Source organism: Occallatibacter sp. (assembly GCF_049510455.1).
GTDB lineage: Bacteria > Acidobacteriota > Terriglobia > Terriglobales > Acidobacteriaceae > Telmatobacter.
Genome location: NZ_JBEKYX010000064.1, coordinates 16,577 through 40,096 on the forward strand (window position 1 = coordinate 16,577; position 23,520 = coordinate 40,096).

Here is a 23,520-nt window from a genome sequence, read left to right on the forward strand (position 1 = left end):
CCTCCTGCACGCGAAAATATGCGAGACGGGCAGCGAGACTGCCGCATCCGATGGCACGGGAGAAAGATCATGAAAGTTGTTCTGTTTGGAGCCTCCGGCATGATTGGCAGCCGGGTGTTACAGGAGCTTGTGAGCCGCGGACACACGGTTGTCGCAGCGGCGCGGAACCCGGAAAAGATTGCCAAGGGTGCCGGCATCACGGCGGTTGAGGCAGATGCGGACGATCCGCAGAGCGTGGCAGCCGCCGCCGATGGCGCGGACGCAGCCGTCTGCGCGCTAGCCCCACCTCAGGAAAATCCCGGCGCGCTTGCAGGCATCGTCTTATCGCTGATGGATGGGCTGGCGCGCGCCGGAGTGAAGCGGTTGATCGTGGTGGGCGGCGCGGGCAGTCTGGAGGTGGCAACCGGAATTCAGCTGGTGGATACACCCGAGTTTCCGGCCGAATGGCTTGCCATCGCGCGGGCGCACCGGGAGATTCTGCCGCTGCTGAAGGCTTCGCGGTTCGATTGGGGCTACTTCAGCCCAGCGGGACTAATCCAGCCCGGCGAGCGGACAGGGCAGTTCCGCATGGGCGGCAAGGAGTTTCTGACGGACGCAAACGGCGAAAGCCGGATTTCCGCCGAGGACTATGCCGTTGCGCTGGTGGATGAGCTGGAGCGGCCACGGCGGCTGAATCAGCAATTCACGATCGCGTACTAAGGGGCGAGACAGCTTGCGATTGCAGGTAAGGAGGGCTATCCTTACAGTAAGGAGCATAAGTAAGGATGCTGTCCGCCACCGTCACCAGCAAAGGCCAGATCACGCTGCCCATCGAGGTACGTCGCCGCCTTGGGCTTAAAAAAGGCGATAAGGTGGAGTTTGTCTATGACGAAGATGGCCGCACGATAGTGCGCCCGGAGATCACGGACGAAGACCCGCTGGCAAAAATGGTTGGAGCATTTCCCGCGTTCAAGACACACGAGGAAAATATTGCCTTCTGGCGCGAAATGCGCGGCCACGATGAACTGGATGCCAAGCTCTTCGGGTACGAGGACACGCCCTGATCACTGCCATCGATACAAATATCATCTCGGCGCTGTGGTCGAATGAGCCAACTGCACCGGTTCTGCATTCAAAGTTGAGCCGTGCCTTGCAGGACGGCCCGCTGCTCATAGGGCCAGCGGTTTTTGGAGAGTTACACGCTCATCCAAAAGTTATGCCTGCGGCCATCAGGGCAAATCTCCATGCAGCGGGAATTCTTATCGATTTCCATATCGAGGAACGTGCCTGGTCGCTTGCCGGGCAGCGCTATGCGGCGTATGCAAATGCACGCCGTGCGTCAGGCAGCGAATCTCCACGCCGCATATTGACCGACTTCCTCATAGGCGCGCATGCACTTATCCACGCGGATCGACTGGTGACGCAGGATGAAGGCATCTACCGGTGCTATTTTCCGGAACTGCGTCTGCTCTAGCTCAGGCAAAATGCTGCCAGCCGCGCGGGTGGATTGCTGTTTTGCCGGATGGTGCGCTTAAAGCCACCTGTGGCTTACCTGCGCTGCGCTTTACGATGTGGCCAATCCTCGTAATGCCTACGCCGGCGATGCTGCGGGGCAGCTTTGTGCCAGGTCTGGCGGTAAACAGCAGCTCATAGTCTTCGCCGCCGTGCAGTGCGTCGTCTACCGTCGCTCCCGGAGCTGCGGGGAGTGCAACTTCGTCGATCTCCGCGGCTACGCCGGATTCCTCGCAGAGCCGCGCCAGGTCGATGGAAAGTCCATCGCTCAGATCCATTGCAGCGGTCGCCGCGCCGTGACGAGCCAGCCAAAGCCCCTGTGCGATCCGCGGTTCAGGAAAAAGATGTGGTTTCAGCGTCTGTACCAGTCGTGCCGGGGCTTTTTTTCCGCCCAATGCCTCCAGCGCTCTCAACCCGACTGCCGCGCCGCCCAGCGCACCGGTCACATAGATTTCGTCGCCTGCGCGAGCTCCGGAGCGTAATAGCGCACGGCCCTGCCGCACCGCTCCTACGAGCACAATATCTGCCAGAACCTGCGGAAACTCGGCCAGGTCACCTCCGGCAAGCGGAACTCCGTGCTCTTCAGCCAGCGCAAGCAATCCATCGTAAAACCTATCTACCCAAGTGCTTACGCCGCGCCGCGCCGCGGCGAGCTTCTTTGGCGCGGCCAGCGAGAGAAACGCTGCCACGGGCCGCGCTCCCATTGCCGCCAGGTCGCTGAGCCCCCGCGCCAGCGCGCGATGTCCCACGGCCTCCGGCGCGTGCCAGTCCAGCCGGAAGTGCCGGCCCTCCAGGCTCAGGTCCGTGGTGACAACCATCTCCTCGCCGCGCCGGAGCCGCAGCACGGCGCAGTCGTCCCCAATGCCCACGCGCACGCCGCCCCGGCCAATTCCTGCCCCCATGCCCGCTGCACGGTGGCGAATCCACCTCAGCAGCTCCAATTCGCCGCTCCCGATTCCTGTCCCCGCTCCCGGTTTTTCTTTATCAGGCCGCATCTCAAGCAGGATAGCGTGGCAGGCCGATGCGGAAAGTCCGCTCCTGGCTGCCGCTTTCCTGTGGAAAACCTGATTTTTCGGCTTCTCTTTCATTGACCAGCCAAAAGCCCTTTGATAGCCTGAATTAGCGTCTCCAGAATGTCCTGGCTGCCATTGGGCGAAAACAATTCGCCACCATGTCTGGCGGCTCGACGTTTGACGCCGCAGTTTCGTCTTACATTCAGGACGGTAATTTGCAATTTTCCCCCGCGGGCAAGCTCAAAAGCGTACGGGAAGGATGTGTGGGTCAACGATGTTCGGTAAACGCTACTACATTCTCTTTGTTGCACGGGATGAAGATGGCCGGGTCCGCAAGATTCCGATCCCTCTGCACTATGCGTACGGGTTTGTAGCTGCGGCAGTCGTTGGCGCATTCACCATTGCCGGTCTCGCCGGGTCTTATACCCGCATGCTGCTCAAGACCGAGAGCTACAACCAGGTTCGCGAGGAACGCGAAACCCTCCGCAAAAATTACCAGCAGATGGCCCGCATTGCACACGACAAGGATGTGCAGGTAGCCTCGCTGGGCGCGCTTGCCAATGAAGTCACTGCGCTTTACGGCCTGCGCCAGAACCACGCTTCCGCACATGGGAATGCCGCCAAGGCCGCTGCCGCGCCGACGCCGGCCACGCTGGCCGTCTCAGAAGATCCAAGCCCGCAGAACGTCAAGCTTTCGATCGACCAGCTCTATGCGCTGCGCAACGACGCTATGAGCGGTCGCGTCTCCCGCGCGCTTTCAGGCGGTCTCACACCGAGCTTCGCCGGCGACTGGACGCAGTATTCCGATGCGCCCTCGCTCTGGCCCATTGAAGGCCGCGTGACTTCCGGCTTCGGCGAGCGCCAGGATCCGTTCAATGGTGAAGGCGCATTCCACGCCGGCATCGATATTGCAGCGGCGTACGGCACAGCCGTGCGTGCTGCTGCGGACGGTGACATCGACAAGGCTGGTTTCGGCACAGGCTACGGGCGCGAGATCACCATCGATCACGGCCATAGTCTTGAAACTCTCTACGGACATCTCTCCTCCATTGCCGTGGTAGAAGGCGAGCATGTTTCACGCGGCCAGATTATCGGTTACGTCGGCCAGTCAGGCCGCTCCACCGGCCCGCACCTCCACTACGAGGTACGTGTGCATGATGTGCCGGTGAATCCGCATAAGTACCTGCGCGATACCTTCGAGCAACTGGCCGATGCCGCCACGGCTGCTTCGTCCAAAGCTTCGGGCCGCTAGGTCGATAAACCCGGACTGCAGCGCAACGAATCGGCTCGGCATAGTATTGTTATTCCCGGATTCAATTCCTGTATTCGGGAGCCTTCCAGATGCGTTTTCTGCGCGCCTGTTGCGATTTTCGCGCCATTTTTTGCACTCTTCTCCTATTCGCCTCCCTGCCTGCATTTGCTCAAACCCGCGAAGCGGATGTGAAAACCGCTTTTGCGCGCGCGCAGCATCTCCGCCACGGAATTAACGCTTCGATATGGTTTGCGCAACATGCCTTCGACTATTCGGCGCACCACACCGACACGGAGACGACGCCCGAAGACATCGCCATCATGGCGAAGCTCGGCTTCGATAACGTGCGTGTCAGCGTGGATCCGGTGCCGCTTGAGCAATCGATGGAAGGCCACAGCGATTTTCTCGCGCGGCTCGATAGAGCTGTCGATACCATCCTGGCCAACGGCATGGCCGTGGAGCTCGATATTCATCCCGAGCCGCCTTTCAAGCAGGCTGTCAAGACCACCGGAGACGGCGTCGATCGCTTTGTGGCGGTCTGGCGTCAACTGGCCGCGCACTACGCTGACCGCGATCCCGAGCGCATTTTCTTTGAAGTGGAGAACGAACCCGAGGTCAGCGATACCTACCGCTGGGCCGGCATCCAGGCTCGCGTTGCAGCCGCCATCCGCGAGTCCGCGCCGAAGCAGACCATCATTGCCACCGGCGCCAACTGGAGCGACATCCAGGACCTGCTCGCCGTGGAGCCGCTGGCCGACGGCAACGTGATCTACAACTTCCACTACTACGATCCGCATGAGTTCACGCATCAGGGAGCAAGCTGGGGATCGGTTTACTGGACCTACGAGAAGAAGATTCCCTACCCGTCGGATGAGGCGGTCATGGAGAATCGCCTGAATCAGATTCCCGACGCCGTTTCGCGCTACAAGCTCAAGAGCTACTGGTACGAGCGCTGGGACGCGCACCACATCCGGCTCATGATTGACTCAGCAGGCGAGTGGGCGCGCGCCAATCACGTGCCGCTCATCTGCAATGAGTTCGGCGTCTACCGCCAAGTGGTGGAACCCGCAGACCGTCTGCGCTGGATTCACGACGTTCGCACCGCGCTTGAAGCGAACTCGATCGGCTGGACGATGTGGGATTACCACAACGGCTTCGGTGTCGCGACCAAGGATGCGAATGGGAAGTCGGTCGTCGATCCGGGAACAGTAGAGGCGCTGGGGCTGAAGAAGTAGTAAGCAACTGGCAATTCTTCCGTTCTCGCCGAAAAATACGGCAAAGATTGAGGGCTCCGATAGGCCGATCAATGATGGATTCAGAGCAAATTTGGTGGGCGATCCAGATACCGTAGAAACAGCGATTTGCTTCGTTGAAGTCCGACCATATTATTTCCGTTCGGGGTACATGTTTGAGGACATTCTGCGCAAACTAGAACGCGCCCCGCTCTCTTCCGAGCAAAGGGATTGTCTCAACTCGGTCCTGGAGCGTTTTGAAGAATGGCGTAAGCAAAAGAACAGAACCGAGGTATCATCGTAAGCATGGCGATGGTTCGCATCTCGGAAGACGAAGCAATCCGCGACATCGCGGGGCTGCTGGCTCGCGCTTATCGGGGCGAAGAGATCGTCATCGAAAAAGACTCCAATGCCGCCGTGGTGCTGCGCAAAGCCGCTGCGCGCCCCGTGCGGAAGCTCTCGGAATCGCTTCGGCTTGCAAGAGAGCATGGCTCCACGGTCACGCTGGACGATGAGTTTTCTCGCGATCTGGAAGCGATTGTCAACAGCCATCCTGAGCCACTCCACAATCCATGGGACTGATTCTCGACTCCAGCGTCGTCATCGCCGCCGAGCGACACGGAGATAGCGTTCAAAAGCTGATCGAACAGGTTATCGCCGAGACTGGCGATGAAGACGCGGCGCTTTCCTCGGTGGGTTTGACCGAGCTTGCGCATGGAATCTACCGGGCACGGACTACGGAGAGACGGTTGCGCCGGCAGGCCTTCATCGACGAGTTGCTACGTGATTTTCTGGTCTATCCCTACACGAAGGACACAGCCTTGCTTGCCGCGAAGGTCGACGGAGAGCAGCAGGCAAAGGGAGTGACAATCCCTTTTGATGATCTGTTGATTGGCGCTACTGCGCTGGAGCTTGGTTACGCAGTAGCCGCCATCAACATTCGCCATTTCCGGCTGATTCCCGATCTCCAGATTATCCAGCTCTGACCTCTGCTCCTGACGACAGGTTACTTACCCGTATACGTCACGTGCCAGATTGATCCCGAGCCGTCATCGGACACAAACAGCGAGCCATCCTTCGCCACCGTCACTCCTACGGGCCGGCCCCACACCGTGCCGTCAGCGTTCACAAAGCCGGTGAGAAAGTCCTCGTACTCGCCTGTGGCGTGGCCGTTTTTCATCGGCAGCCGGATCACCTCATACCCTGAGCGCTGCGCGCGGTTCCACGAGCCGTGTTCGGCTGCAAAACCATCCCCGCGATACTCCTTCGGGAACTGCTGTCCTTCGTAAAACAGCATCTCGAGAGACGCAAAGTGCGGGTTCACCAGAATATCCGGCGTGATCACCTTCGACTGCAGCTCCGGGTGCTTGCCGGGATGGCGCGGGTCCTGCACTCCGCCTCCAGCCTGGCCTGCGGTTCCGTGGAAGTAGAACCAGGGCCAGCCGTAAAAGCCGTCTTCCTGCACGTGCGTCACATAATCCGGCACAAGATTGTTGCCCAGGCCATCGCGCTCATTGGTGGAGCACCACAGCTCGCCGGTCGTGGGATTGATCGTCTCACCTACGCAGTTGCGCAGGCCGCTGGCATACACCTTTACAAAGTTGCCCGTCGGCGTAAACTCCAGCACATCGGCGCGATGAGTCTCCTCCGGATGCGTATCCATATCATCCACGTTGGAGTGCGATCCAACGGAGGCAAAGAGCTTCGTGCCATCCTTGGAAAAGACCACATCGCGTGTCCAGTGGCCGCCGCCGCGCAACCTGCCGCCGCCGGGCAGCTCGGCAATGTTCACCATCTCGCCCGTCGCCTTCAGATCGCCATTGTGATACGGAAAGCGCACAATCTGGTCGGTATCGCCAACGTAGAGATACTCCGGGTTCGGCCCCAACGGATAAAACGCAAGCCCGAAGGGCTGATGCAGCCCCGTGGCGAAGACGTTCATCGTCTTAGCCTTTCCGTCCGAGCCCACGCCGCGAAAGACCACGATCTTTCCCGTCTCGCTCTCGGCCAGAAAAATGTCGCCATTCGGCGCGGTGCGGATCAGCCGCGGATTGTCCAGGTCGGTAGCATAGAGCTCCACCTTAAAGCCCGCCGGAGCCTTGGGCCACGCATCACTGGGGCGCGGAACAATCTTCGGCCCATTGTCCACCGATTGTTCCGGCGCAGGTCCGGGCAGGTCCGCTGTGGTCAGGTGCCGGCGAATTCCGGGCGACTCATGCAGCGCATCCGTAAATGCGGCCTGGCCGGTAAGTACGGTCTGATTCTGAGCGGTTGCGCTGCCCGTGATCCCAATAACAGTTGCGGCAAGAGCAGAAAGCACACGATAGTGGCGCATGAAAAACCTCGCGACAGTTTTTGCCTACGTTGTAAGGACGAGTGGAGCTGCCAGGAAGTCAGAAAAAATTCTGTTACTTCGATGCGCTCCCTTGTGCCGGAGATGCCGCATCCTCTGCGGTAAAAGCCGACAGTGCGGATTGAGTCAGTGTTGCCTTTACCATCACGCGCGTTCGATCCTGGCTTATCTGCGCGGTTTTAAGCAGCTCCTTCAAGCCGTGGTTGGCCTGCGTCTCACCCAGAGGAGCGGTTAAGATGCGGGCCACATCCACAAGCTGCTTCAGATCCGCGTACTGTCTGGCCGCAACGGTCTCTGTCGGCGCAATCTCTTCCACGCGCAGATGCAGCAGTCCCGGCGAAATCGGCAGCCCCGGCGTCACGCTGGCAATAATCGTGGAGTCCGAGGCCAGCGGCAGCTCAAAGCCCAGCACATGAATTGCGCCGCTCTCGTTAAATGGCAGCCCAATCTGCCCCACGCCCCACGCCAGTGAGAGCAGCGGCACGTCATGGTAGTGCGCGGCCAGCAGCGTGGAATTGGCAAAAGGCAGCGCGGCTGTGCGGTGCCGGTCAATCATCGAGTGGATTTTCTCAGCCGTCGGATAATTCGACACCGCCATCGTGTCATAGCCAATCTGCGTTACGCGCACGGTGCGCCCGTCGGAAGGAATGCTGTAGATCGTGTGGCCGGCGTAGCTCTCCTGCGCCGCCGCGTGGCTCTCAAGCCAGCTTTTCAGCTTTGGCCCGGTGAGTTTGCCCACCAGCACCATGGAATACGCCACAGGGCCATTTGGACCGTGTGGATCTTCCATGCGGTGCAGAGCCACTGCGGCCTGGTCCAGATCCTGCTCCCAGTCAATGCCTGTTGCGTCAATGAACTGCTGATATTCGGGGTCGCGCGTCGGCGGTTTCAGCTCCGCGTGCCTGTCGCGGTGCAGAAAGGCGCGCATCGGCTGCAGATTCACATACACAATGCCGTCGGCCTCGGGCAGCAGCCGCGCAGCCTCCGGCGGAGCTTTGGAGCGCAGAAAGATGGCCAGGGCAAGCATAAGCAAGACCGCGGCCACTGCAACATTCGGGGCTCATTGCGCGGGGGCAAGACAAGTTCAGGGTTAATTGCTATTTCCCTTTTTCGATGTATTCTTTCAGATGTTTTGCACACGATTCGGCGATTGATTGCTGGCCCCGAGCGCCAAAAGTGCCGAAAAGCAAAGAGCCATGGCTATTTTTATGAACTTCATATGCCCAAATAACATCCTTTGATCCTGCATCAATCAGCATGATGCTGGCCTCAAGTCCGCGGGTCGAGCTTGCGGAAGCACCTGAAGCCGCTGTTCCCCCGCTTCGATTCCAGCTTGCTGATCCTCCGGCACCGAAAACAAAACCTTGCCATTCAGTATTAGTGGATACGACAAAATATTGCGCGGAAGTCTTGTCAAGGGTGAGAGTAATTGGCACCTGCTTCTCTCTAACTGCTGCTGCGAAGTAGGTCTCAAATCCTCCCATTGGAGCGATCACGATGCGGGCTCCGGCATGGATCGGTCCGAATGCTTTGACTGTTCCAGGATCCGCCTCGGGTACAGGTGCAGGAGGCACGGTGTTATTTGGCATTGCACTGGGACCCGGAGAGGTTGCTGGAGTTGCTGAGGACGGTGCAGAAGCCCCCGACGCTTTGGCTATAATCGCCGCGATCGCCTTGTCACTGGCACCCGCATTTTTCAGCGCAACGATTGCATCGGCGGATATGTCGTAGTTGCCGGGAGCGCCGTTAATAGTTGTGACGATTAGATCGTCGGACAATCCGGCCTTAATAAGCTTGATGACGCCATCGTTATTCAGCGCCTGCTGTGCGATGAGAACCGGGCAAAGAAATGCCAAACCAAGTTTCAAGAGGATATTGCGCATGACTTCTCCTTTGGACTTTCAGAGCTGAGGAATTGAGCCCAGTGAGTGTGTAGGAATGATTTAACGAATCAGTAATATTTGCAATGAATTTCTGGCGAATCCTTATCCCTGTCGCCCTCTGTATATAGCGTCTGAAGAGTCCATACCGTTGTCCCTGTTCTCTGCATTTGCTACCATGATCTTGACGATATGTCCCGCCTCTATCCATCCCGCGCGTGTTGTCGGTCGAATCACTTCGGCGGGTGGTCCCTCTAGTCTCCGATTCCCTCTGGAAGACAATTCCGGAACAATCGACTCCTGAAGAATGACGCCCGCGTAGCCGTCTGAGGCTGTGCGATTCTTCGTCCGCATCCAGCCTCCATCCATCCGCAAAACTTCATGGAGGCCCCAATGCCGGTCGCAGAACATCTCGTCTCATCACGTCTCGCCCCAACACATTCAGAAACCGTGCCGGGTCCGGTCACGTCCATCGAGCGCCAGGCGCACTGGCGCCATCGCGGCGGCGTGCTGGAATTGTCCGGTCCAGCCGCACTCATCCATGCCGTCGAGCGCTCGCTCCTGCTGGCGGGCGCGGCCACCGTGCGCATCGATCTGGACAGACTTGATCTGGACGGAGTTGATTTGAACAGCGGCGAGTTCGTCTTGCATCCGCAGCTTCTCGATACCATCGCCACGCTGCAGACCCGCTCCGGCCTGCTCACGCTGCTGGTCCGCACGCAGCAGGATGCCGCGCTCACCGCGCACACGGCAGATCAGTCCATCCTTCTCGACGTTTCTCAGCCGAACTTTGCGCCAGCCACCGCTGTCGCTGCCGTATATCGGCTCTTGTACGAGGCAAACATTCTCATCTCCCCGGAATGGCTGGGGGAAGGATCGGGCATCTGACGAGAGCAGCCACATTCTTAGACCGCGCTGTAATACCATGTCTTTCCTGCATCCGCGCGCGGCTCACAGCATCCAAGCAGCCATGGAATACCGTCTTCTTGGAGGCTCCGGCCTCAAGGTTTCAGTCCTAAGTTTCGGCGCTGCTACTTTTGGCGGCACCAATGAGTTCTTTCGCGCATGGGGCAACACAGACGTTGCCGAAGCTACGAAGATCGTCGATATCTGCCTCGAAGCCGGCATCAATCTCTTCGACACGGCCAACGGCTATTCGGACGGCGCATCGGAAACCATCCTCGGCAAGGCTCTTGAGGGCCGTCGCGATCAGGTTCTCATCTCCACGAAGGCCTTTTTCCCCACGGGCTCCGGACCGAACGACTCCGGCTCCTCGCGCTACCACCTGCGTCGCGCGCTCGAAGATTCGCTTCGCCGCCTCGGCACGGAAACCATCGACATCTACCACATGCACGGCTTTGACGCGCTCACGCCCATCGAAGAAGTGCAGGACACGCTGAACACATTTGTCCGCGAGGGCAAAGTTCGCTATATCGCAGCCTCCAACTTCACCGGCTGGCAGCTCATGAAGTCTCTCGCCACAGCGGAGAAATATGGTTGGACGCGTTTCGTCGCCCATCAGGTTTACTACTCGCTCGTCGGACGCGATTATGAGTGGGAGCTGATGCCGCTCGGCCTCGACGAGAAAGTCGGCGCGCTCATCTGGAGCCCGCTCGGCTGGGGTCGTCTCACCGGCAAGCTCCGCCGCGGCGCAAAGATTCCAGACGAGAGCCGCCTGCACAAGACCGCCCAGGCCGGTCCCACTATTGCCAACGAGTATCTCTACAAAGTTGTCGATGCCATCGATGAGGTCGCTAAGGAAACCGGGAAATCCGTTCCGCAGATCTCGCTTAACTGGCTTCTCCAGCGGCCCACGGTTAGCTCCATCATCCTCGGCGCGCGCAACGACGAGCAGCTCAAGCATAACCTCAGCGCAATCGGCTGGAATCTGACGCCGGAGCAGGTTGCCAGACTCGACGCCGCCTCCGCCGTGGAGCCTGCATACCCGTACTGGTGGCAGCGCAAGAGCAACGCCGAGCGCAACCCGCCTGCGGTGTAAAAGCCGGTATAAAAATATGGCCCGTCTGCAAGAGGCGGGCCTTTAGAGCATTTCTCCTCTTGCTGTAGAGCGACCTCTGGCCGCAAAAACAAATACACGGCGAGGGTGGGGCGCACGAACTTTATATCTTCGGGAGAGATGCTCTGATGTTGCGGCCTGGGGCTGCGGCGTCTGAGGATTTTTCCGGAACAACTTTCGCTTTTTGTTTTCCCTGTCGGGCTGTTTTCCGAGGGGTGGAAGATTATGGCTCTATGTGATTGTTTTTGTGTAATTTACCGTTGATTTATGGTGTTTACTAATTGATTATCATGAGTGGTTACTTTTGAGGGGACACCCTCGAAAAAAAAATTTCTGGGCTGCCTTGAAAGAACTACGGCCCGAATCCTTTTTTTGGGATTCGGGCCATGGCTCTTTCTTCTGCTGATTCTGAGTAAAGCATAAATGGGGTTAATTGCATGCAAAGTTTCTGAAGGATGTGGGGTTACGAAAGGGTGGTGGACTTTGGTAATGGGGAAAGAAAGGGAAAAGGGACAAGGGATATAGGGACAAGAGTATTTCTCCTCTTGCTGTGGAGCGATCCCTGCCTGGCCGCTAAAACAAATACGCGGCCAGGTGGGGCGTCCGAACTTTATACCTTCAGGAGAGATGCTCTAATTTTTCAATCAGTCTGGTTATATCGCTCCGTCCAGCGCGCCTTCCGCAGACGGGTCCACTGTTTTAAAGCCCTCGGTCCGCGCCGCTTCCAGCATCTGCGCGGAAGCCGACACAAACACAATCTCCGTGCCGGGAAACATCTCCCGCGCCACTTGCGCGGCTGCAATCTGCAGCGCATCGGGCCAGCGCAGAGCGCTTTTGTCCAGCAACTGCCGCGCCGCTTCCAACACGGCCGGGTTCAGAGGCTCCTGCACTGTCCGCGCAGCCTCTGTCCGCAGGCTTTCGAGCGCCGCGCCAGCGTCTTCGTGGCTGATGCCGCCGGCGCGCTCCCGCCGCCGAATAGCCGCATATACCTCCAGCGGCGTCGAGGCGGCGATCAGCTTGCGGTTATCCTCAACGGACTCCACCAGCCGGATCAGCGCTTCCGTGCCTGACTCCCGCACAAACAACTTGGCAAAGGCCGTGGCCTCCAGAAAATAGCAGGTCACAGTACCCCTCGTTCTTCATCCATCACCGCGGTCAGCGTCTCACCTTGTACTGAAACCGGATGGAAGCGGTGTGCCTCTTCCGGAATCCCTGCCTCGGAGCGGTTCAGCCGGATCGTTGTCGTCGGATACGCCGGCGTCTTCGGGTTGGCAATCTTGCTTGTCAGCACCATGCCCCGCTGAATCGCCTCGGCCAGTACCGTCTGCCGCATCTCCGGGTTCTGATTCCACCGGAAGCTCTTGCGCGGCAGAAACGAGTCGCGGAACCACTTCAGCGCAATAAACGCGTGCCCGCCGCGCTCCGCCTCAGCCAGAGATCCGCACAGCTCCTTCACGCGGCTGTCCATGTCCGCCGGCAAAATGATCTCTTCACCGGCGTCGTCATCCTCGTAATGCACCTCATGCACAGGCGCGCTCGTCCGGACCGGTCTCGCTGGAGCCTCTTCGCCGTCCACGCGCTCAAAATAAATTCGCAGCTCATCCTCTTCCGGCGACCACGAATCCGCCGAAGCATTGCGGCGCTTGCTTCGCCCGCTTTCGCTGCATAATTCCACGATTGCCTGGTACCCCGGCGGCGCTAGAAAATGCAGCGCACGGGACAAACCAGGATCCTGCGAGTATCCAAGCTCAGCCAGCGCTTCCTCAACAATCTCCTCTGCGTCCGGAATGCTTAAACTGCTCACATCTACGTTTACATTGGCCTGATATGCCCTGTTCGGCTTCATCGCTGATTCTCCGTATTCGCCTAACTATTCTTCTCGCAAGGAATTTCAACGCACGGCCTGGCGGCCCGCTGTCTGTTATATGTGCGCCCCGTATCATGGAGCGTTGCTTGTGGTTGCGCAACTTTGCCCCGATGGCCCCCCGGCAGCTCCATGCCGTTGCGAGCGTTTTTATATGCCGGTATATCTGAAAAAAAGGACCTTAACTTAAATAAGGTCAAGATAGGATTTACCTAAAGTTGTTCCTGAAACTACCCCGGTAGTATATATGAATTTCGGAAAGACAGGCACCCCTCGAAAGCGCGTCTACCTTCATTGCCTGCTGGAATGGACGTATCATCACACTGCCAGGATTCGGTGTTTGATTCGGATTGTAACCTGATTTCCACCCAACTCAGTCAGAAATCTGCCGAATTTCCATCCTGTCGAACGCTCCTGCTCTTGTTTTCCGGTCTCCGCTCCTGCCCGTCCGGCTAATCCCTCGTACAATAGGGCTATGCGCCGCTGTTTGTTGCTGGTAGCCGGGCTTCTTCTGATCTCCCCCCGGTTTGTCCATGCTGACAACCCCGCCTTCGATCTAGCCGGACCGAAAGTCGATCTCCGCGTCAAGCGTGGGGATGTGACTCTTCCTATCTCCCAGACTCCTAACCTGCTCCCGGGCGACAGGCTCTGGGTCCACGCCGATCTGCCCGAGACCCAGCTCAATCACTTCGTGCTCATCGTCGCCTTTCTGCGCGGAGTCACCAATCAGCCGCCCAACGACTGGTTCACACGCGTAGAGACCTGGAATCCCAAGGTACGCAGCGAAGGTGTCTTTATTACGGTACCCGACGGAGCCGAGCAGGCACTGCTGTTTCTCGCTCCGGAGACCGGAGGCGATTTCACCACCCTCCGCAAGGCCGTCCACGACCGCCCCGGAGTCTTCGTCCGCGCCGCGCAGGACCTCGTCCTTGCAAGCTGGGAGCGCATGCGCCTCGATACCTATCTGGATGATGTCCGCGAAACCAACCAGATTGACGCCAAGGACCTGAAGGATCGCATGCAGTTGTCGGCCCGTTCGCTCGGCATCAAGCTCGATCAGCAGTGTTTCGATCACCCCGTCGATCAGCAGGCCACCTGCCTCACCCAGCACACCGAAGGCGTGGTGCTCGACGACGCCAACGCGCAGTCCCTGGTAACGCAACTCGCAAATGGTTCCGCTGCTGACCTGATGAATCAGCTCAGCTACTCCAATATGGGCGGCGCAGGCCTGTACAGCCCATACGTCGGCGCCATTATCGATACGGTCAGGATTCTCTCCTCACTCCATACCGCGCACTTCCAGTACATTCCCGCTCTCGCGCTGCCGGCGAAAGACACCATGAATCTCCGGCTCAATGTCCCGCCCTCTTTCCGCGATCCCAAATCCGTCGTTGTAGTAGCCCTGCCGCCCATTGGTCCCTCCAAGCCGCCGCCGGTGCGCGCCATGAGCCCCATGGACGCCCAGTGCATCGAGAAACCCGACCTCGCTCTGCCCATCGATAACGCGCCGCTGATTTTCGGCACGGATATGGCGCACGATCTCAAGCTGCACATCGAGAGTTCGCAGTCTTATACGGATTTGCCGGTCCGGGCCGAGTCCAGCCGCGGCGGCCTGATTCTAACCGGCTCTCTTCCTCCGTTGCCTACGGGCTCCTTCACCGCTTCGCTGCGCGGCAAATGGGGTTTTGAGGATTGGGAGGGCCCGCGCTTCCGCCTGGTCACAGCCGTCTCCGGCAAATGGCAGGTGGTTCCCGCGGACCAGTCCGCGCTCGTGGTGGGCCGCGAGGACAAGCTGCACATTCAGGGCGAAACGGCGCAATGCGTCTTCAGCGTGGCGCTTCAGGAAGGAGCGAACTCCGAGAAGGCGATTCACTTCAAGTCTTCCGGATCCGATCAGCTTGAGGTCTCCGTGCCGCTCGAAAAGGCATCTCCCGGCCAGGTAACCCTTGAAATTCACCAGTTTGGAACGGACAAGCCCGATACAGTCTCCGTGAACTCCTACGCCGAAGCCGCCGCTCTGGACCGGCTCACCCTCTCGATCGGTGACCGCACGGCCACGCTCAAGGGAACGCGCCTTGACGAAGTAGCCAAGGCCGAGTTTGAAAACATCGCCTGGACCCCCGACGGCCTGGCCCGCGTGGAAGACTTTGACCGGCTCACTCTCAAGACCGACGGTGCCACGGATGGGCTCTCCACCACCGGAGATTACACCGCCAGGGTAAAGCTCCGGGATGGCCGCGAGCTTAAGGTTCCCGTCACAGTTCGGCCGTCCCGTCCCCAGGTAAGCCTGCTCAACAAGGGTTCGCAGCTGGACGGCGCAGACCCGGTACATCTGGGTAGCACAGAGGACTTCGCTCTCGATGGCAAGCTTGTTTTCTTCCTCAAGTCGGAGATTCCACAGAGCTTCCCGCGCAATGAGAATGTGGAGGTCGCGGCGGCGGACGGCAGCTTCCATACCACGCTCTCCATCTCCGATGGTTCCCTGGTCCTCGAAGACGCTCGCACGGCTCTCGGCACCGTCGAGCCGCTTGCCAAGTTCGGTCCCTCAGCCTTTGGCCCCCTGCGCGCCCGCGCCATCTCAGCCGATGGCGTGCCCGGTGAGTGGATGCCTCTTGGCACACTTGTCCGCATACCTGCCTTTAAGGAATTGCGCTGCCCCCACGCCATAGCCAAACCATGTACGCTGACCGGCAGTAATCTCTTCCTGGCCCAGACCATCGGCGCCACGCAGGATCTCTCGGCTGGCGTCGAGGTTCCCCCGGACTTCACCAGCGGCCAGCTCATCGTGCCCCATCCGGTCAACGGCCAGCTCTTTCTCAAGCTCCGCGACGATCCAGCGACCGTACAAACCCTGACACTCCCCGTCACGTTAGCGCCGCCAGGAACCCAAACCGCTGCCGGCGTGGCTCCGCTTCCGGCCCCGGCATCTCCGGCTCCAACCCCGGCGCCAGCCCAGCCCCTCAATCCGGCTGATACTCAGCAAAAGCCCGAGTAGATTTTTAGAGTTTCCGCAGCCGCGCGCAGGCCTCGTCCAGGTCAGCGTCTTTCTTCGCAAAGCAGAACCGCAGCAGATTTTCGCCGCGTCCTTTCGAGAAGAACGCGCTGCCTGCCACTGCCGCTACACCTGTCGCCTTGAGCAGCTCGCGAGCCTTCTCAGCAGCCGTCGCGCCCGGCAGATTGGCGGCATCCGCCAGCACATAATAAGCACCCGCCGGAACGCTCGGTGTCATCCCCGCATCCCGCAGAGCCGAGACAATCCGCTCCCGCTTTGACTGGTGATCCGCCGCAACCTGCGTGTAGAAGCTCGCCGGAAGCTGTTCCAGCCCCGCCGCGGCTCCATGCTGCAACGCCGATGCCGCGCAGACATACGTCAGATCGTGGAAGTACGACATTGCGCCCAGCCACTGCGCCGGTGCTGTCACGTATCCGAGCCGCCAGCCGGTCACTGAAAAGGTCTTTGAGAAGCCGGAGATGACAATCGTCCGCTCCTTCATTTCCGGCAGTGTCGCCGGCGCTATGTGCCGTTGCCCGTCGTAGACAAAGTATTCGTAAATCTCATCGGTAAAGAGAAACAGGTCGTGTTCGAGGCAGACTTCCGCCACCGCCTCGGTCTCAGCCAGCGTAAACACCTTGCCGCTCGGATTCGCCGGCGTATTCACAATGATCGCCCGCGTCTTCGCCGTCACCGCGGCCTTGAGCGCGTCCACATCCAGCGCAAAATCGCCGTCTGCCAGCGGCACGAAAACCGGCTTCACGCGCATCGACTTCAGAGTCGCCACGTGATAGCCGTAAAACGGCTCAAAAAGCAGAACTTCGTCGCCCGGATTCAACAGCGCCATCACGGCGGCGTGCAGGCCGGCCGTTGCGCCGGAGGCCACAAGGACTTCGCTCTCCGGGTCGTAGCTCAGCCCGTAATCGCGCTCCTGCTTGGCGGCAATCGCAGTCCGCAGCCGACCAATTCCGTCCAGCCGCGTGTAAATGTTATGCCCCTCGCGGATCGCCGCAATCGCTGTTTCTTCCACCGCTGCCGGAACCGGCGTGTCGCAGATGCCCTGCGCCAGGTTGATGCCGCCCATCGCGTCGCAGGCCATGCTCATGGCGCGGATCTCGGACTGCACCGCGCCGGGTGCAAGCTCGCTCAAATACAGCCGTGACGAAACAGGCGCAATCGTTTCACTCATGTGGGGCGCTCCAACTACATCTTATCGTTAGCACAGGTTGCCCACATTGTGTAGGGTTTCCGGACGTACGTAACGCCTTTTAAGTACCCCCGTGACGGAGGCCAATGCAGTTTTGCATTCATGTTTTTCCGATCACCGCTACATTAGAACCAGTTAAGAACGGCGGCGCACACCGGACTCAATACCTGCCGCCAGAAACTCTCCCGAAAGGAAGAGAACTCATCTTGAATAATCTGAGATTCTCTCTAGCCGGAGCGCTTGCGCTCGCGGTCACAGCCTACTCTGCGGTTTTTTTCGCTCCCGCAGCAGTCTCCCAGGGCGCTCCACAGCGGTTCGACATTGCGCGGCCTGATCCTCAGCCCTCGGCGTTTCCCGTCGGGTTTGGCGCCGGTCGAGATCTAGGGCCCATCCCTGGCAACACGCGGCTCGACCGCATGACGCTGCTCATGAAGCCCACGGCCAGCCAGCAGGCAGACCTTAACACGTTGCTCCCGGCGCAGCAGAATCCGCACTCGCAGCAGTATCACAAGTGGCTCACGCCCGCACAGTTCGGTACACGCTTCGGCGCGAGCGCCGCAAATCTCGCGCAAGCCTCCGCGTGGCTCCGTTCTAACGGCTTTACTGTAGATGAAATTCCCGCGGGCCACGGCCTCATTTACTTCTCCGGGGATGCCTCGCAGGTTGAGGAAGCATTTCACTCATCCATTCATCGCTTCGTATCCGCGGATGGCGAACGCATTGCCAATGTGGCCCCGCCGGAGATTCCCTCGTCTCTCTCCGGCTTTGTCGCAGGCGTGGTCTCGCTGCACAATCTGCGCCGCCAACCGGCGATCCGTGTGCATCAGCCGCTCACCGCCCGCCCGCAGCTCAGCCTCGACGGATCGCACTACATTTTCCCCGGCGATCTGGCTGCCATCTACGACATCGACTCGCTTTATGCCAGCGGAACCACGGGCGCAGGCGTATCCATCGCCATTGCAGGCCGCAGCAATGTCCTCGCCTCAGATGTGGCTGCCTTCCGCGCTGCTGCCGCGCTTGCCGCCAATCAGCCCACAGTAGTGCTGCCCGCGGGCAATTTCATTCCCTCGCCCGGCGACCAGACCGAAGCCACGCTCGATGTCGAGTGGGCCGGAGCCATCGCTCCCGCCGCCAGTGTGACGCTCGTCTCTGAGGCTTCGACAGCCACCACCGACGGTGTCGATCTTGCCGCCTCCTACATTGTCAACAATGCTATTGCGCCGGTTGTCAGCCTCAGCTTCACCTCCTGCGAGCAGGATATGGACGCATCGGAACTTGCCTTCTACAACAATCTCTGGCAGCAGGCTGCGGCACAAGGCATGAGCGTCTTTGTCGCCTCTGGAGACTCGGGCGCGTCTGGCTGCGATCTTAGCTCTGCAGCAGCGGGAACCCAGGCTGCGGTCAACGGCCTGTGCTCTTCGCCTTACGCCACGTGCGTCGGCGGAACGGAATTTTCGGAGGGCTCAAACCCCAACCAGTATTGGTCAGGCGCGAATGGACCAGGCAGCGTCTCCGCTCTCGGCTACATTCCTGAAACCGTGTGGAACGAAAGCGCCGTCAATGGAGGTACCGGCCTTTGGGCCAGCGGAGGCGGCATCAGTACCATCTATCCGCAACCGTCCTGGCAACAGGGCATAAACGGAGCAGCAGCCGCAAACGGCATGCGCGCCGTGCCGGATGTCTCGCTCACCGCCGCCGGTCATGACGGCTACGTCATCGTGGAGGACGGAATCAGTTGGATCGTCAGTGGTACCTCCGCATCCACGCCATCCTTTGCCGCACTGATGGCGCTCGTCGTGCAGTCGCAGGGCGCAAGCCAGGGCAATGTGAATCCGGCTCTCTATGCGCTTGCCGAATCCAGCTCCAGCACATCGCAGTATCCCTTCCATCCAACTCCCTCGGGAAACAACGATGTTCCCAGACTGCAGGGCTACTCCGCTAATGGCGATACCTACAACCTTGCCACCGGATTGGGCTCGGTCGATGCCGGTTTGCTGGTACCAGGCTGGGAATCGCTGCAGCCTCAGCCGCCGTCGCTGACCGTAACGCCACAAACCCGTTTCATTACAGTTCTGATCGGCACCAGCACTTCATTTAACGTTGCCGTAGCAACGGGCGGCTCATTCACGGGCAACATAACACTGAGTGTCACTGGCCTGCCCGAAGGTGCAACCGCATCCTTGAGCCAGACCCAACTGTCGGCTGCGGGATCGGTAACGCTGACCTTAGCCGCCGGAGTGAGTGCGTCCCCCGGATCGTACCAGGTCACCATTCAAGCACAAGGCGATGGAGTCACCGCCACGCAGCAACTATCCCTCTCGATCGACGAGCCCATGCTGGATGCCCGCGCAACGCCAATATCCGGAGGAGTTCACACCTCTCAGTGAGCGGCTGCGCCGGTCAGTTTCTCAAAGCCCGCGCGAATCTTATCCGGCACGGACGCGGGCTCGTCGTTGAGCGAATAGCTGATCTCAAGCACGGCAGCCGGAAGAGTGGGCAGGGACTGTAGCAGGCCGGCAGTCTTTGTCCAGTCGATCGTGCCGTCTCCCGGCCACAGATGTTCATCGCGCACACCGTGGTTGTCATGCACGTGCGCAGATACAATCCGCTTGCCGAGCTTGGAAACCGTCTCTTCGATACCCACCGTTGCATGCGCGTGGCCCAGGTCCAGGCACACGCCCACCGAATCCAGGTGCCCAAGATCGAGAATCGTCACCAGGTGTTCCGGCGTAGTCGGCTCGCTCATCAGGTTTTCCACCAGCACCTTCACCCCCAGCGGCCGCGCAAATGCTCCCAGATGCTCCAGTGCTGTCAGCGCGTATTCCATGCTGCGGGGCGACCACATATCCGTGCGCTCACCCAGATGCACCACCAGGTGACGCAACGGAATGTGCTCCGCGGCTTCGAGCGCGCGCTTGATCTCGTCCATTCCATCAATGCGGCGCGCCTTGTCCGGATGAAGAACATTCACACCCGGCGCCCCGGCCCGGCCCATCTCGCGATCCGGAAAGAGCGGCGCGTGCATTGAGAATGGCTCCAGAGTATTTGAGCGAAACCAGTCGGCCAGCTCCATCACATGATCGCGGCTCGTATAGTCGAAATGCTGGCGGGCGGCAAAAATCTCCACCGCCTGCGCGCCTGCGCGCCCGGCCAGCTCCAGCAGCCCCGGATGCAGGCGCTGATTCAGAAACAAGTGCGTGGAGAGAACCCGCAGCATCAAATCGAATACCCCTGGCCGAATCTGCCAAAGTGCGGAGAGTCTGCCAACCTTGCTCCCTATTGTCGCATTGTTTGAATAACTTACGCCGTATATCCGGCTAAAGTTCATGGTTACTCAACTGGCAACCGTTGAAGCCGCGGGCGCAGCCTGCGAAATGGACCTGGATTCGGCCTCTACAATAAAAAGGTGCTGGACCCCGTCACGAATCCCGTCTTCGATCTGGTGCAGATTCAGCCGCTGCGCAGAACGCCTGCGCCCAAGCCGGACTGGCTCAAGGCGCGCGCCCCGCTCGGCGAGAACTACCACAGCCTCAAGCAGTTGGCCCGTTCGCTCGGCCTCAATACCGTCTGCGAGAGCGCCCAATGCCCCAACATCGGCGAGTGCTGGAACCATCGCACCGCCACCTTCATGATGCTGGGTAATCTCTGCACGCGCCGCTGCGGATTCTGCGCCGTGCCCAAAGGCAGGCCGGAGCCCATCGACCTGGACGAGCCGCGCCGCGTGGCTGAGGCCGTTGCCGCTCTCAAGCTGAAATTCGCCGTCATCACCAGCGTCAACCGCGATGACGATCTCGTCGGCGGCGCACGCGCCTTCGCCCTGGTCATCGATGAAATCCGCCGCCAATCCCCAGGCTGCGGCGTTGAAGTTCTCATTCCCGACTTTCAGGGCAACCGCGAAGCCATTCGCATCGTCGTCGAAGCCCGCCCCGAGATCCTGAACCACAATACCGAGACCGTGCCGCGCCTCTATCGCGTCGTCCGCTCCGGCGCGCGCTACGAGCGCACGCTTGAGCTGCTGCGCTACTCCAAAGAGTTACGGCCCACAGGGCTGACCAAGTCCGGCGTCATGGTTGGCCTCGGCGAAGAGACCCATGAGCTACTCAATGTATTCCGCGATCTCGCCGCGGCGCACTGCGACATCCTCACCATCGGCCAGTACCTGCGCCCCTCGCGCAATCATCTGCCCATGGCGCGCCTCTACACGCCGCGTGAGTTTGCGGAGCTGAAGACGGAAGCACTCAAGATGGGCTTCCGCCACGTCGAATCCGGCCCACTTGTCCGCAGCTCGTATCACGCGCACGAACAGGCCGAAAGCGCCGTCACCTGTCTATAACATCGCTGGTTTGTACGGAACATCGCTATAAAAAGGGCCAGTGGTTCCACTCTTGACGAACCACACCAACCTTCTCGTGATCGCGTCTAACGTTTTCCAATAGCTTCGATCTCGACCGGAACGCCCATCGCGATCCAGCGAAAGCGGTACGTCATGCCCTTACGAACATTCGTAACCAGCGCGGGCCGGAAGCAAGCGATGCAGACCCCGTTATGATCGCGCACACTGGGATAGATGAGCCCCAGCGACCTTTGCGCGAACAGGTTCTCAGCCAGCTTCTGAGAGCCCTTGTAGCTGGACGGACTTAGAATGGAACTCTTCGCGCTTAATTCGCGTAAATCGTGAAGATCGCAACGAAAATCTGCAAGGTACTCGTCGTATGTGACTTCCTGTGTAACCTTGCCCATTTCATGCAATTCAATGGTTTTGTGGAAGATAACCTCGGCTTGCGAAGTTGCAAGTTCAAGCCCTGCGTACCAGGCGTTACGGCCATAGACGCTGAAGCGATTCCCTTCTTCAGTGTAGTGAGCGTAGGCGGCATTGATAACGCTGGCATAAGGGATGCCATGTACGAACTCGCGCTCGTCAATGCTGTCAAACTCCGGACGGAAACCAGCCTCCAGGAGCAAGCGGTCATTGGTTGCATTGTCGAAATCAAAAGCCTTCCGGAGATCCTCACCACGCGCAACATCCGCCAGAACGCTTGACTCGTTCGGGCTGTATTGGGAAGGAATGAGGCGCGCAGTGTTAAACGCCTCCACAAACGAAAGGGGCGGAGTATTTCCGCCCCTAGAAGGTGTCTTTTTGAGGCTCACAGCCTAGATGCCTCCACGGCGCGCATCGAGAAGGCGCCGAACACTTTGCATTGCCAGCAGCCCTCCCTTCTTCATGTACTCAAGGGGAGTGCGGCCACCAAACAAACGGTTGCTGTTGGGCAGGTGAACATAGCCATCCGCAGTCTCCTTGTCGTAAAGGATGCGGAGCGCCTTGTAAATGCCGACAATGTAAGAGATTCGCTGTAAGCGCTCGGAATCGAGCACCTTGCCTTCGGCGTTCTTCTTGAACTCGTAGAAGGGGCCATTTCCTATGGAGCGCAGCAGCTCGCGCGCATCCGCATCCTTCACCTTCCACTCGTCCATGATATTGAGGAAGATGCGGAAGCCTGCCGGTGTATATTCTTCGCGAACCTTCTCGTCGCTGAAGTCCAGTATCTTTGGCGCCTCGTAGCGGGTTGCCGGATAGCTAAGCAGGGTAGCCATAGAAACTCCTTTCAGGAGTATATTTCCACACTTTTAGGAGAATTGCAAACCGAGTGCGGAGCAGCAGCATCGAATGCTTTATAAATGGTCTTCCGTTACGAAAGAGAGGATTACTGTGAACCAGCACGCGTAAAGCTCCTGGAATGCTGGATCGGCGAGAGGGTCGTCATGGGGCGGCCAGTATCCGCCAATGTCGGTAGTCCAATATGGAGCTCCGGACAGGGCGAAATTGAGACCGGCGGGGATCTGATGGCTCAAGCCCCAGTAGGTGCCGCAGACGTCTCCCGACAAGACGGTGGCACCGACGCACTGCTGGTCGAGGAACGCCGAGCGCGTGAGCGAAAAAACGCGCTTACCCGGATTTTGGGCTTTCCAGCGATCCTGCACTCCAGGGGACATGCGGATCGGTATTGCCGGTGAAGGTTATCTCTTGCCCTCCAGGATCGATCAAGTGCAAGGCGGCGAAGATCCATGCCAGAGGTGGAAGACGAACCCACAGTTTGAGCGCTACCGGCCCGGTGAACTCGGCGTCTTCGTTGAATGATTTCGTTTTGAAGGTCAGGCCGTGGCTCATTGCCGCATACGCCTTCTCGGTTGCGGCCGATCCATTTTTGTCTGGGTCCATTT

The 23,520-nt window shown here is 59.4% G+C and carries 24 protein-coding genes; 12 read left to right on the forward strand and 12 right to left on the reverse strand.

The window, feature by feature from the left end; genetic code table 11:
• Positions 1–69 precede the first annotated feature (69 nt).
• The 3 genes from ABSG47_RS13150 (at position 70) to ABSG47_RS13160 (ending at position 1,453) form a co-directional block, all read left to right on the forward strand.
• Positions 70–699 (forward strand): NAD(P)-dependent oxidoreductase, encoded by a 630-nt coding sequence (locus tag ABSG47_RS13150; RefSeq protein ID WP_424170150.1) that lies wholly within the window; start codon positions 70–72, stop codon positions 697–699.
• Positions 700–764: 65 nt separating this feature from the next.
• Positions 765–1,043 carry an AbrB/MazE/SpoVT family DNA-binding domain-containing protein gene (locus tag ABSG47_RS13155; RefSeq protein ID WP_424170151.1) on the forward strand — a complete coding sequence of 93 codons (279 nt, stop codon included), beginning with the start codon at positions 765–767 and terminating at the stop codon, positions 1,041–1,043.
• A 20-nt stretch (positions 1,044–1,063) separates the two neighbouring features.
• The gene (locus ABSG47_RS13160) at positions 1,064–1,453 is read left to right on the forward strand and encodes a hypothetical protein (protein WP_424170177.1); all 390 of its coding nucleotides are present in this window, start codon (positions 1,064–1,066) and stop codon (positions 1,451–1,453) included.
• Position 1,454: 1 nt separating this feature from the next.
• Here the strand turns inward: ABSG47_RS13160 and thiL are convergent, their stop codons facing one another.
• The gene (gene thiL, locus ABSG47_RS13165; protein ID WP_424170152.1) at positions 1,455–2,432 is read right to left on the reverse strand and encodes a thiamine-phosphate kinase; all 978 of its coding nucleotides are present in this window, start codon (positions 2,430–2,432) and stop codon (positions 1,455–1,457) included.
• 346 nt (positions 2,433–2,778) lie between these two features.
• Here thiL and ABSG47_RS13170 point away from each other — a divergent pair, with 346 nt between their 5' ends.
• From ABSG47_RS13170 to ABSG47_RS13185, 4 genes are all read left to right on the forward strand, one after another.
• Positions 2,779–3,756, forward strand: coding sequence for a M23 family metallopeptidase (locus ABSG47_RS13170; RefSeq protein ID WP_424170153.1), 978 nt, complete (start codon positions 2,779–2,781; stop codon positions 3,754–3,756).
• A 188-nt stretch (positions 3,757–3,944) separates the two neighbouring features.
• A complete protein-coding gene (locus ABSG47_RS13175) occupies positions 3,945–4,991 on the forward strand; it encodes a glycoside hydrolase family 5 protein (RefSeq protein ID WP_424170154.1) in 1,047 nt (348 codons plus the stop codon).
• Between the two features lie 303 nt (positions 4,992–5,294).
• Entirely contained in the window at positions 5,295–5,570 is a 276-nt protein-coding gene (locus tag ABSG47_RS13180) for a hypothetical protein (protein WP_424170155.1), read from the forward strand.
• Positions 5,561–5,974, forward strand: coding sequence for a PIN domain-containing protein (locus ABSG47_RS13185; protein ID WP_424170156.1), 414 nt, complete (start codon positions 5,561–5,563; stop codon positions 5,972–5,974). The genes ABSG47_RS13180 and ABSG47_RS13185 overlap by 10 nt, the downstream gene beginning before the upstream one ends.
• Before the next feature lie 20 nt (positions 5,975–5,994).
• Here the strand turns inward: ABSG47_RS13185 and ABSG47_RS13190 are convergent, their stop codons facing one another.
• From ABSG47_RS13190 to ABSG47_RS13200, 3 genes are all read right to left on the reverse strand, one after another.
• The gene (locus ABSG47_RS13190) at positions 5,995–7,323 is read right to left on the reverse strand and encodes a PQQ-dependent sugar dehydrogenase (protein WP_424170157.1); all 1,329 of its coding nucleotides are present in this window, start codon (positions 7,321–7,323) and stop codon (positions 5,995–5,997) included.
• Positions 7,324–7,396: 73 nt separating this feature from the next.
• Positions 7,397–8,386 carry a hypothetical protein gene (locus tag ABSG47_RS13195; protein ID WP_424170158.1) on the reverse strand — a complete coding sequence of 330 codons (990 nt, stop codon included), beginning with the start codon at positions 8,384–8,386 and terminating at the stop codon, positions 7,397–7,399.
• A 52-nt stretch (positions 8,387–8,438) separates the two neighbouring features.
• Positions 8,439–9,224 carry a hypothetical protein gene (locus tag ABSG47_RS13200; RefSeq protein ID WP_424170159.1) on the reverse strand — a complete coding sequence of 262 codons (786 nt, stop codon included), beginning with the start codon at positions 9,222–9,224 and terminating at the stop codon, positions 8,439–8,441.
• A gap of 390 nt (positions 9,225–9,614) precedes the next feature.
• Between ABSG47_RS13200 and ABSG47_RS13205 the strand changes: the two genes are divergently transcribed.
• Together ABSG47_RS13205 and ABSG47_RS13210 are read left to right on the forward strand one after the other, a co-directional pair.
• Complete coding sequence (locus tag ABSG47_RS13205) at positions 9,615–10,109, forward strand: hypothetical protein (protein ID WP_424170160.1); 495 nt, start codon at positions 9,615–9,617, stop codon at positions 10,107–10,109.
• 82 nt (positions 10,110–10,191) lie between these two features.
• A complete protein-coding gene (locus ABSG47_RS13210; protein ID WP_424170161.1) occupies positions 10,192–11,220 on the forward strand; it encodes an aldo/keto reductase in 1,029 nt (342 codons plus the stop codon).
• A 671-nt stretch (positions 11,221–11,891) separates the two neighbouring features.
• Here the strand turns inward: ABSG47_RS13210 and ABSG47_RS13215 are convergent.
• Positions 11,892–12,362 (reverse strand): type II toxin-antitoxin system VapC family toxin, encoded by a 471-nt coding sequence (locus tag ABSG47_RS13215; protein ID WP_424170162.1) that lies wholly within the window; start codon positions 12,360–12,362, stop codon positions 11,892–11,894.
• Positions 12,359–13,084, reverse strand: a complete 726-nt coding sequence (locus ABSG47_RS13220) for a hypothetical protein (RefSeq protein WP_424170163.1) — start codon at positions 13,082–13,084, stop codon at positions 12,359–12,361. Before ABSG47_RS13220 ends, ABSG47_RS13215 begins: the two co-directional genes overlap by 4 nt.
• A gap of 493 nt (positions 13,085–13,577) precedes the next feature.
• Between ABSG47_RS13220 and ABSG47_RS13225 the strand changes: the two genes are divergently transcribed.
• Entirely contained in the window at positions 13,578–16,097 is a 2,520-nt protein-coding gene (locus tag ABSG47_RS13225; protein ID WP_424170164.1) for a hypothetical protein, read from the forward strand.
• Positions 16,098–16,101: 4 nt separating this feature from the next.
• On the opposite strand, the gene ABSG47_RS13230 is transcribed toward ABSG47_RS13225, so the two are convergent.
• Entirely contained in the window at positions 16,102–17,283 is a 1,182-nt protein-coding gene (locus ABSG47_RS13230) for a pyridoxal phosphate-dependent aminotransferase (protein ID WP_424170165.1), read from the reverse strand.
• 224 nt (positions 17,284–17,507) lie between these two features.
• Here ABSG47_RS13230 and ABSG47_RS13235 point away from each other — a divergent pair, with 224 nt between their 5' ends.
• Complete coding sequence (locus tag ABSG47_RS13235) at positions 17,508–19,688, forward strand: protease pro-enzyme activation domain-containing protein (RefSeq protein ID WP_424170166.1); 2,181 nt, start codon at positions 17,508–17,510, stop codon at positions 19,686–19,688.
• On the opposite strand, the gene ABSG47_RS13240 is transcribed toward ABSG47_RS13235, so the two are convergent.
• Entirely contained in the window at positions 19,682–20,518 is an 837-nt protein-coding gene (locus ABSG47_RS13240) for a sugar phosphate isomerase/epimerase family protein (RefSeq protein ID WP_424170167.1), read from the reverse strand. The two genes, ABSG47_RS13235 and ABSG47_RS13240, sit on opposite strands and share 7 nt — an antisense overlap.
• 189 nt (positions 20,519–20,707) lie before the next feature.
• Between ABSG47_RS13240 and lipA the strand changes: the two genes are divergently transcribed.
• Positions 20,708–21,634 (forward strand): lipoyl synthase, encoded by a 927-nt coding sequence (gene lipA / locus ABSG47_RS13245; protein ID WP_481133036.1) that lies wholly within the window; start codon positions 20,708–20,710, stop codon positions 21,632–21,634.
• 86 nt (positions 21,635–21,720) lie between these two features.
• Here the strand turns inward: lipA and ABSG47_RS13250 are convergent, their stop codons facing one another.
• The 4 genes from ABSG47_RS13250 to ABSG47_RS13265 form a co-directional block, all read right to left on the reverse strand.
• A complete protein-coding gene (locus ABSG47_RS13250; protein WP_424170168.1) occupies positions 21,721–22,449 on the reverse strand; it encodes an RES family NAD+ phosphorylase in 729 nt (242 codons plus the stop codon).
• Positions 22,450–22,452: 3 nt separating this feature from the next.
• Positions 22,453–22,893: an antitoxin Xre/MbcA/ParS toxin-binding domain-containing protein gene (locus ABSG47_RS13255; protein WP_424170169.1), complete on the reverse strand. Its 441-nt coding sequence runs from the start codon at positions 22,891–22,893 to the stop codon at positions 22,453–22,455.
• A gap of 78 nt (positions 22,894–22,971) precedes the next feature.
• Complete coding sequence (locus ABSG47_RS13260) at positions 22,972–23,292, reverse strand: TIM-barrel domain-containing protein (protein ID WP_424170170.1); 321 nt, start codon at positions 23,290–23,292, stop codon at positions 22,972–22,974.
• On the reverse strand, positions 23,246–23,518 hold the full coding sequence (locus tag ABSG47_RS13265) for a hypothetical protein (RefSeq protein WP_424170171.1): 273 nt from the start codon (positions 23,516–23,518) through the stop codon (positions 23,246–23,248). The genes ABSG47_RS13260 and ABSG47_RS13265 overlap by 47 nt, the downstream gene beginning before the upstream one ends.
• Positions 23,519–23,520 lie beyond the last annotated feature (2 nt).

Bases quoted from the DNA above. Each gene is read 5' to 3' on its own strand.
- ABSG47_RS13150 (WP_424170150.1), top strand. From the start codon at position 70: ATGAAAGTTGTTCTGTTTGGAGCCTCCGGCATGATTGGCAGCCGGGTG.
- ABSG47_RS13155 (WP_424170151.1), top strand. From the start codon at position 765: ATGCTGTCCGCCACCGTCACCAGCAAAGGCCAGATCACGCTGCCCATC.
- ABSG47_RS13170 (WP_424170153.1), top strand. From the start codon at position 2,779: ATGTTCGGTAAACGCTACTACATTCTCTTTGTTGCACGGGATGAAGAT.
- ABSG47_RS13180 (WP_424170155.1), top strand. From the start codon at position 5,295: ATGGCGATGGTTCGCATCTCGGAAGACGAAGCAATCCGCGACATCGCG.
- ABSG47_RS13185 (WP_424170156.1), top strand. From the start codon at position 5,561: ATGGGACTGATTCTCGACTCCAGCGTCGTCATCGCCGCCGAGCGACAC.
- ABSG47_RS13190 (WP_424170157.1), bottom strand. From the start codon at position 7,323: ATGCGCCACTATCGTGTGCTTTCTGCTCTTGCCGCAACTGTTATTGGG.
- ABSG47_RS13200 (WP_424170159.1), bottom strand. From the start codon at position 9,224: ATGCGCAATATCCTCTTGAAACTTGGTTTGGCATTTCTTTGCCCGGTT.
- ABSG47_RS13205 (WP_424170160.1), top strand. From the start codon at position 9,615: ATGCCGGTCGCAGAACATCTCGTCTCATCACGTCTCGCCCCAACACAT.
- ABSG47_RS13210 (WP_424170161.1), top strand. From the start codon at position 10,192: ATGGAATACCGTCTTCTTGGAGGCTCCGGCCTCAAGGTTTCAGTCCTA.
- ABSG47_RS13220 (WP_424170163.1), bottom strand. From the start codon at position 13,084: ATGAAGCCGAACAGGGCATATCAGGCCAATGTAAACGTAGATGTGAGC.
- ABSG47_RS13225 (WP_424170164.1), top strand. From the start codon at position 13,578: ATGCGCCGCTGTTTGTTGCTGGTAGCCGGGCTTCTTCTGATCTCCCCC.
- ABSG47_RS13230 (WP_424170165.1), bottom strand. From the start codon at position 17,283: ATGAGTGAAACGATTGCGCCTGTTTCGTCACGGCTGTATTTGAGCGAG.
- ABSG47_RS13240 (WP_424170167.1), bottom strand. From the start codon at position 20,518: ATGCTGCGGGTTCTCTCCACGCACTTGTTTCTGAATCAGCGCCTGCAT.
- ABSG47_RS13255 (WP_424170169.1), bottom strand. From the start codon at position 22,893: ATGGCTACCCTGCTTAGCTATCCGGCAACCCGCTACGAGGCGCCAAAG.
- ABSG47_RS13260 (WP_424170170.1), bottom strand. From the start codon at position 23,292: ATGTCCCCTGGAGTGCAGGATCGCTGGAAAGCCCAAAATCCGGGTAAG.
- ABSG47_RS13265 (WP_424170171.1), bottom strand. From the start codon at position 23,518: ATGGACCCAGACAAAAATGGATCGGCCGCAACCGAGAAGGCGTATGCG.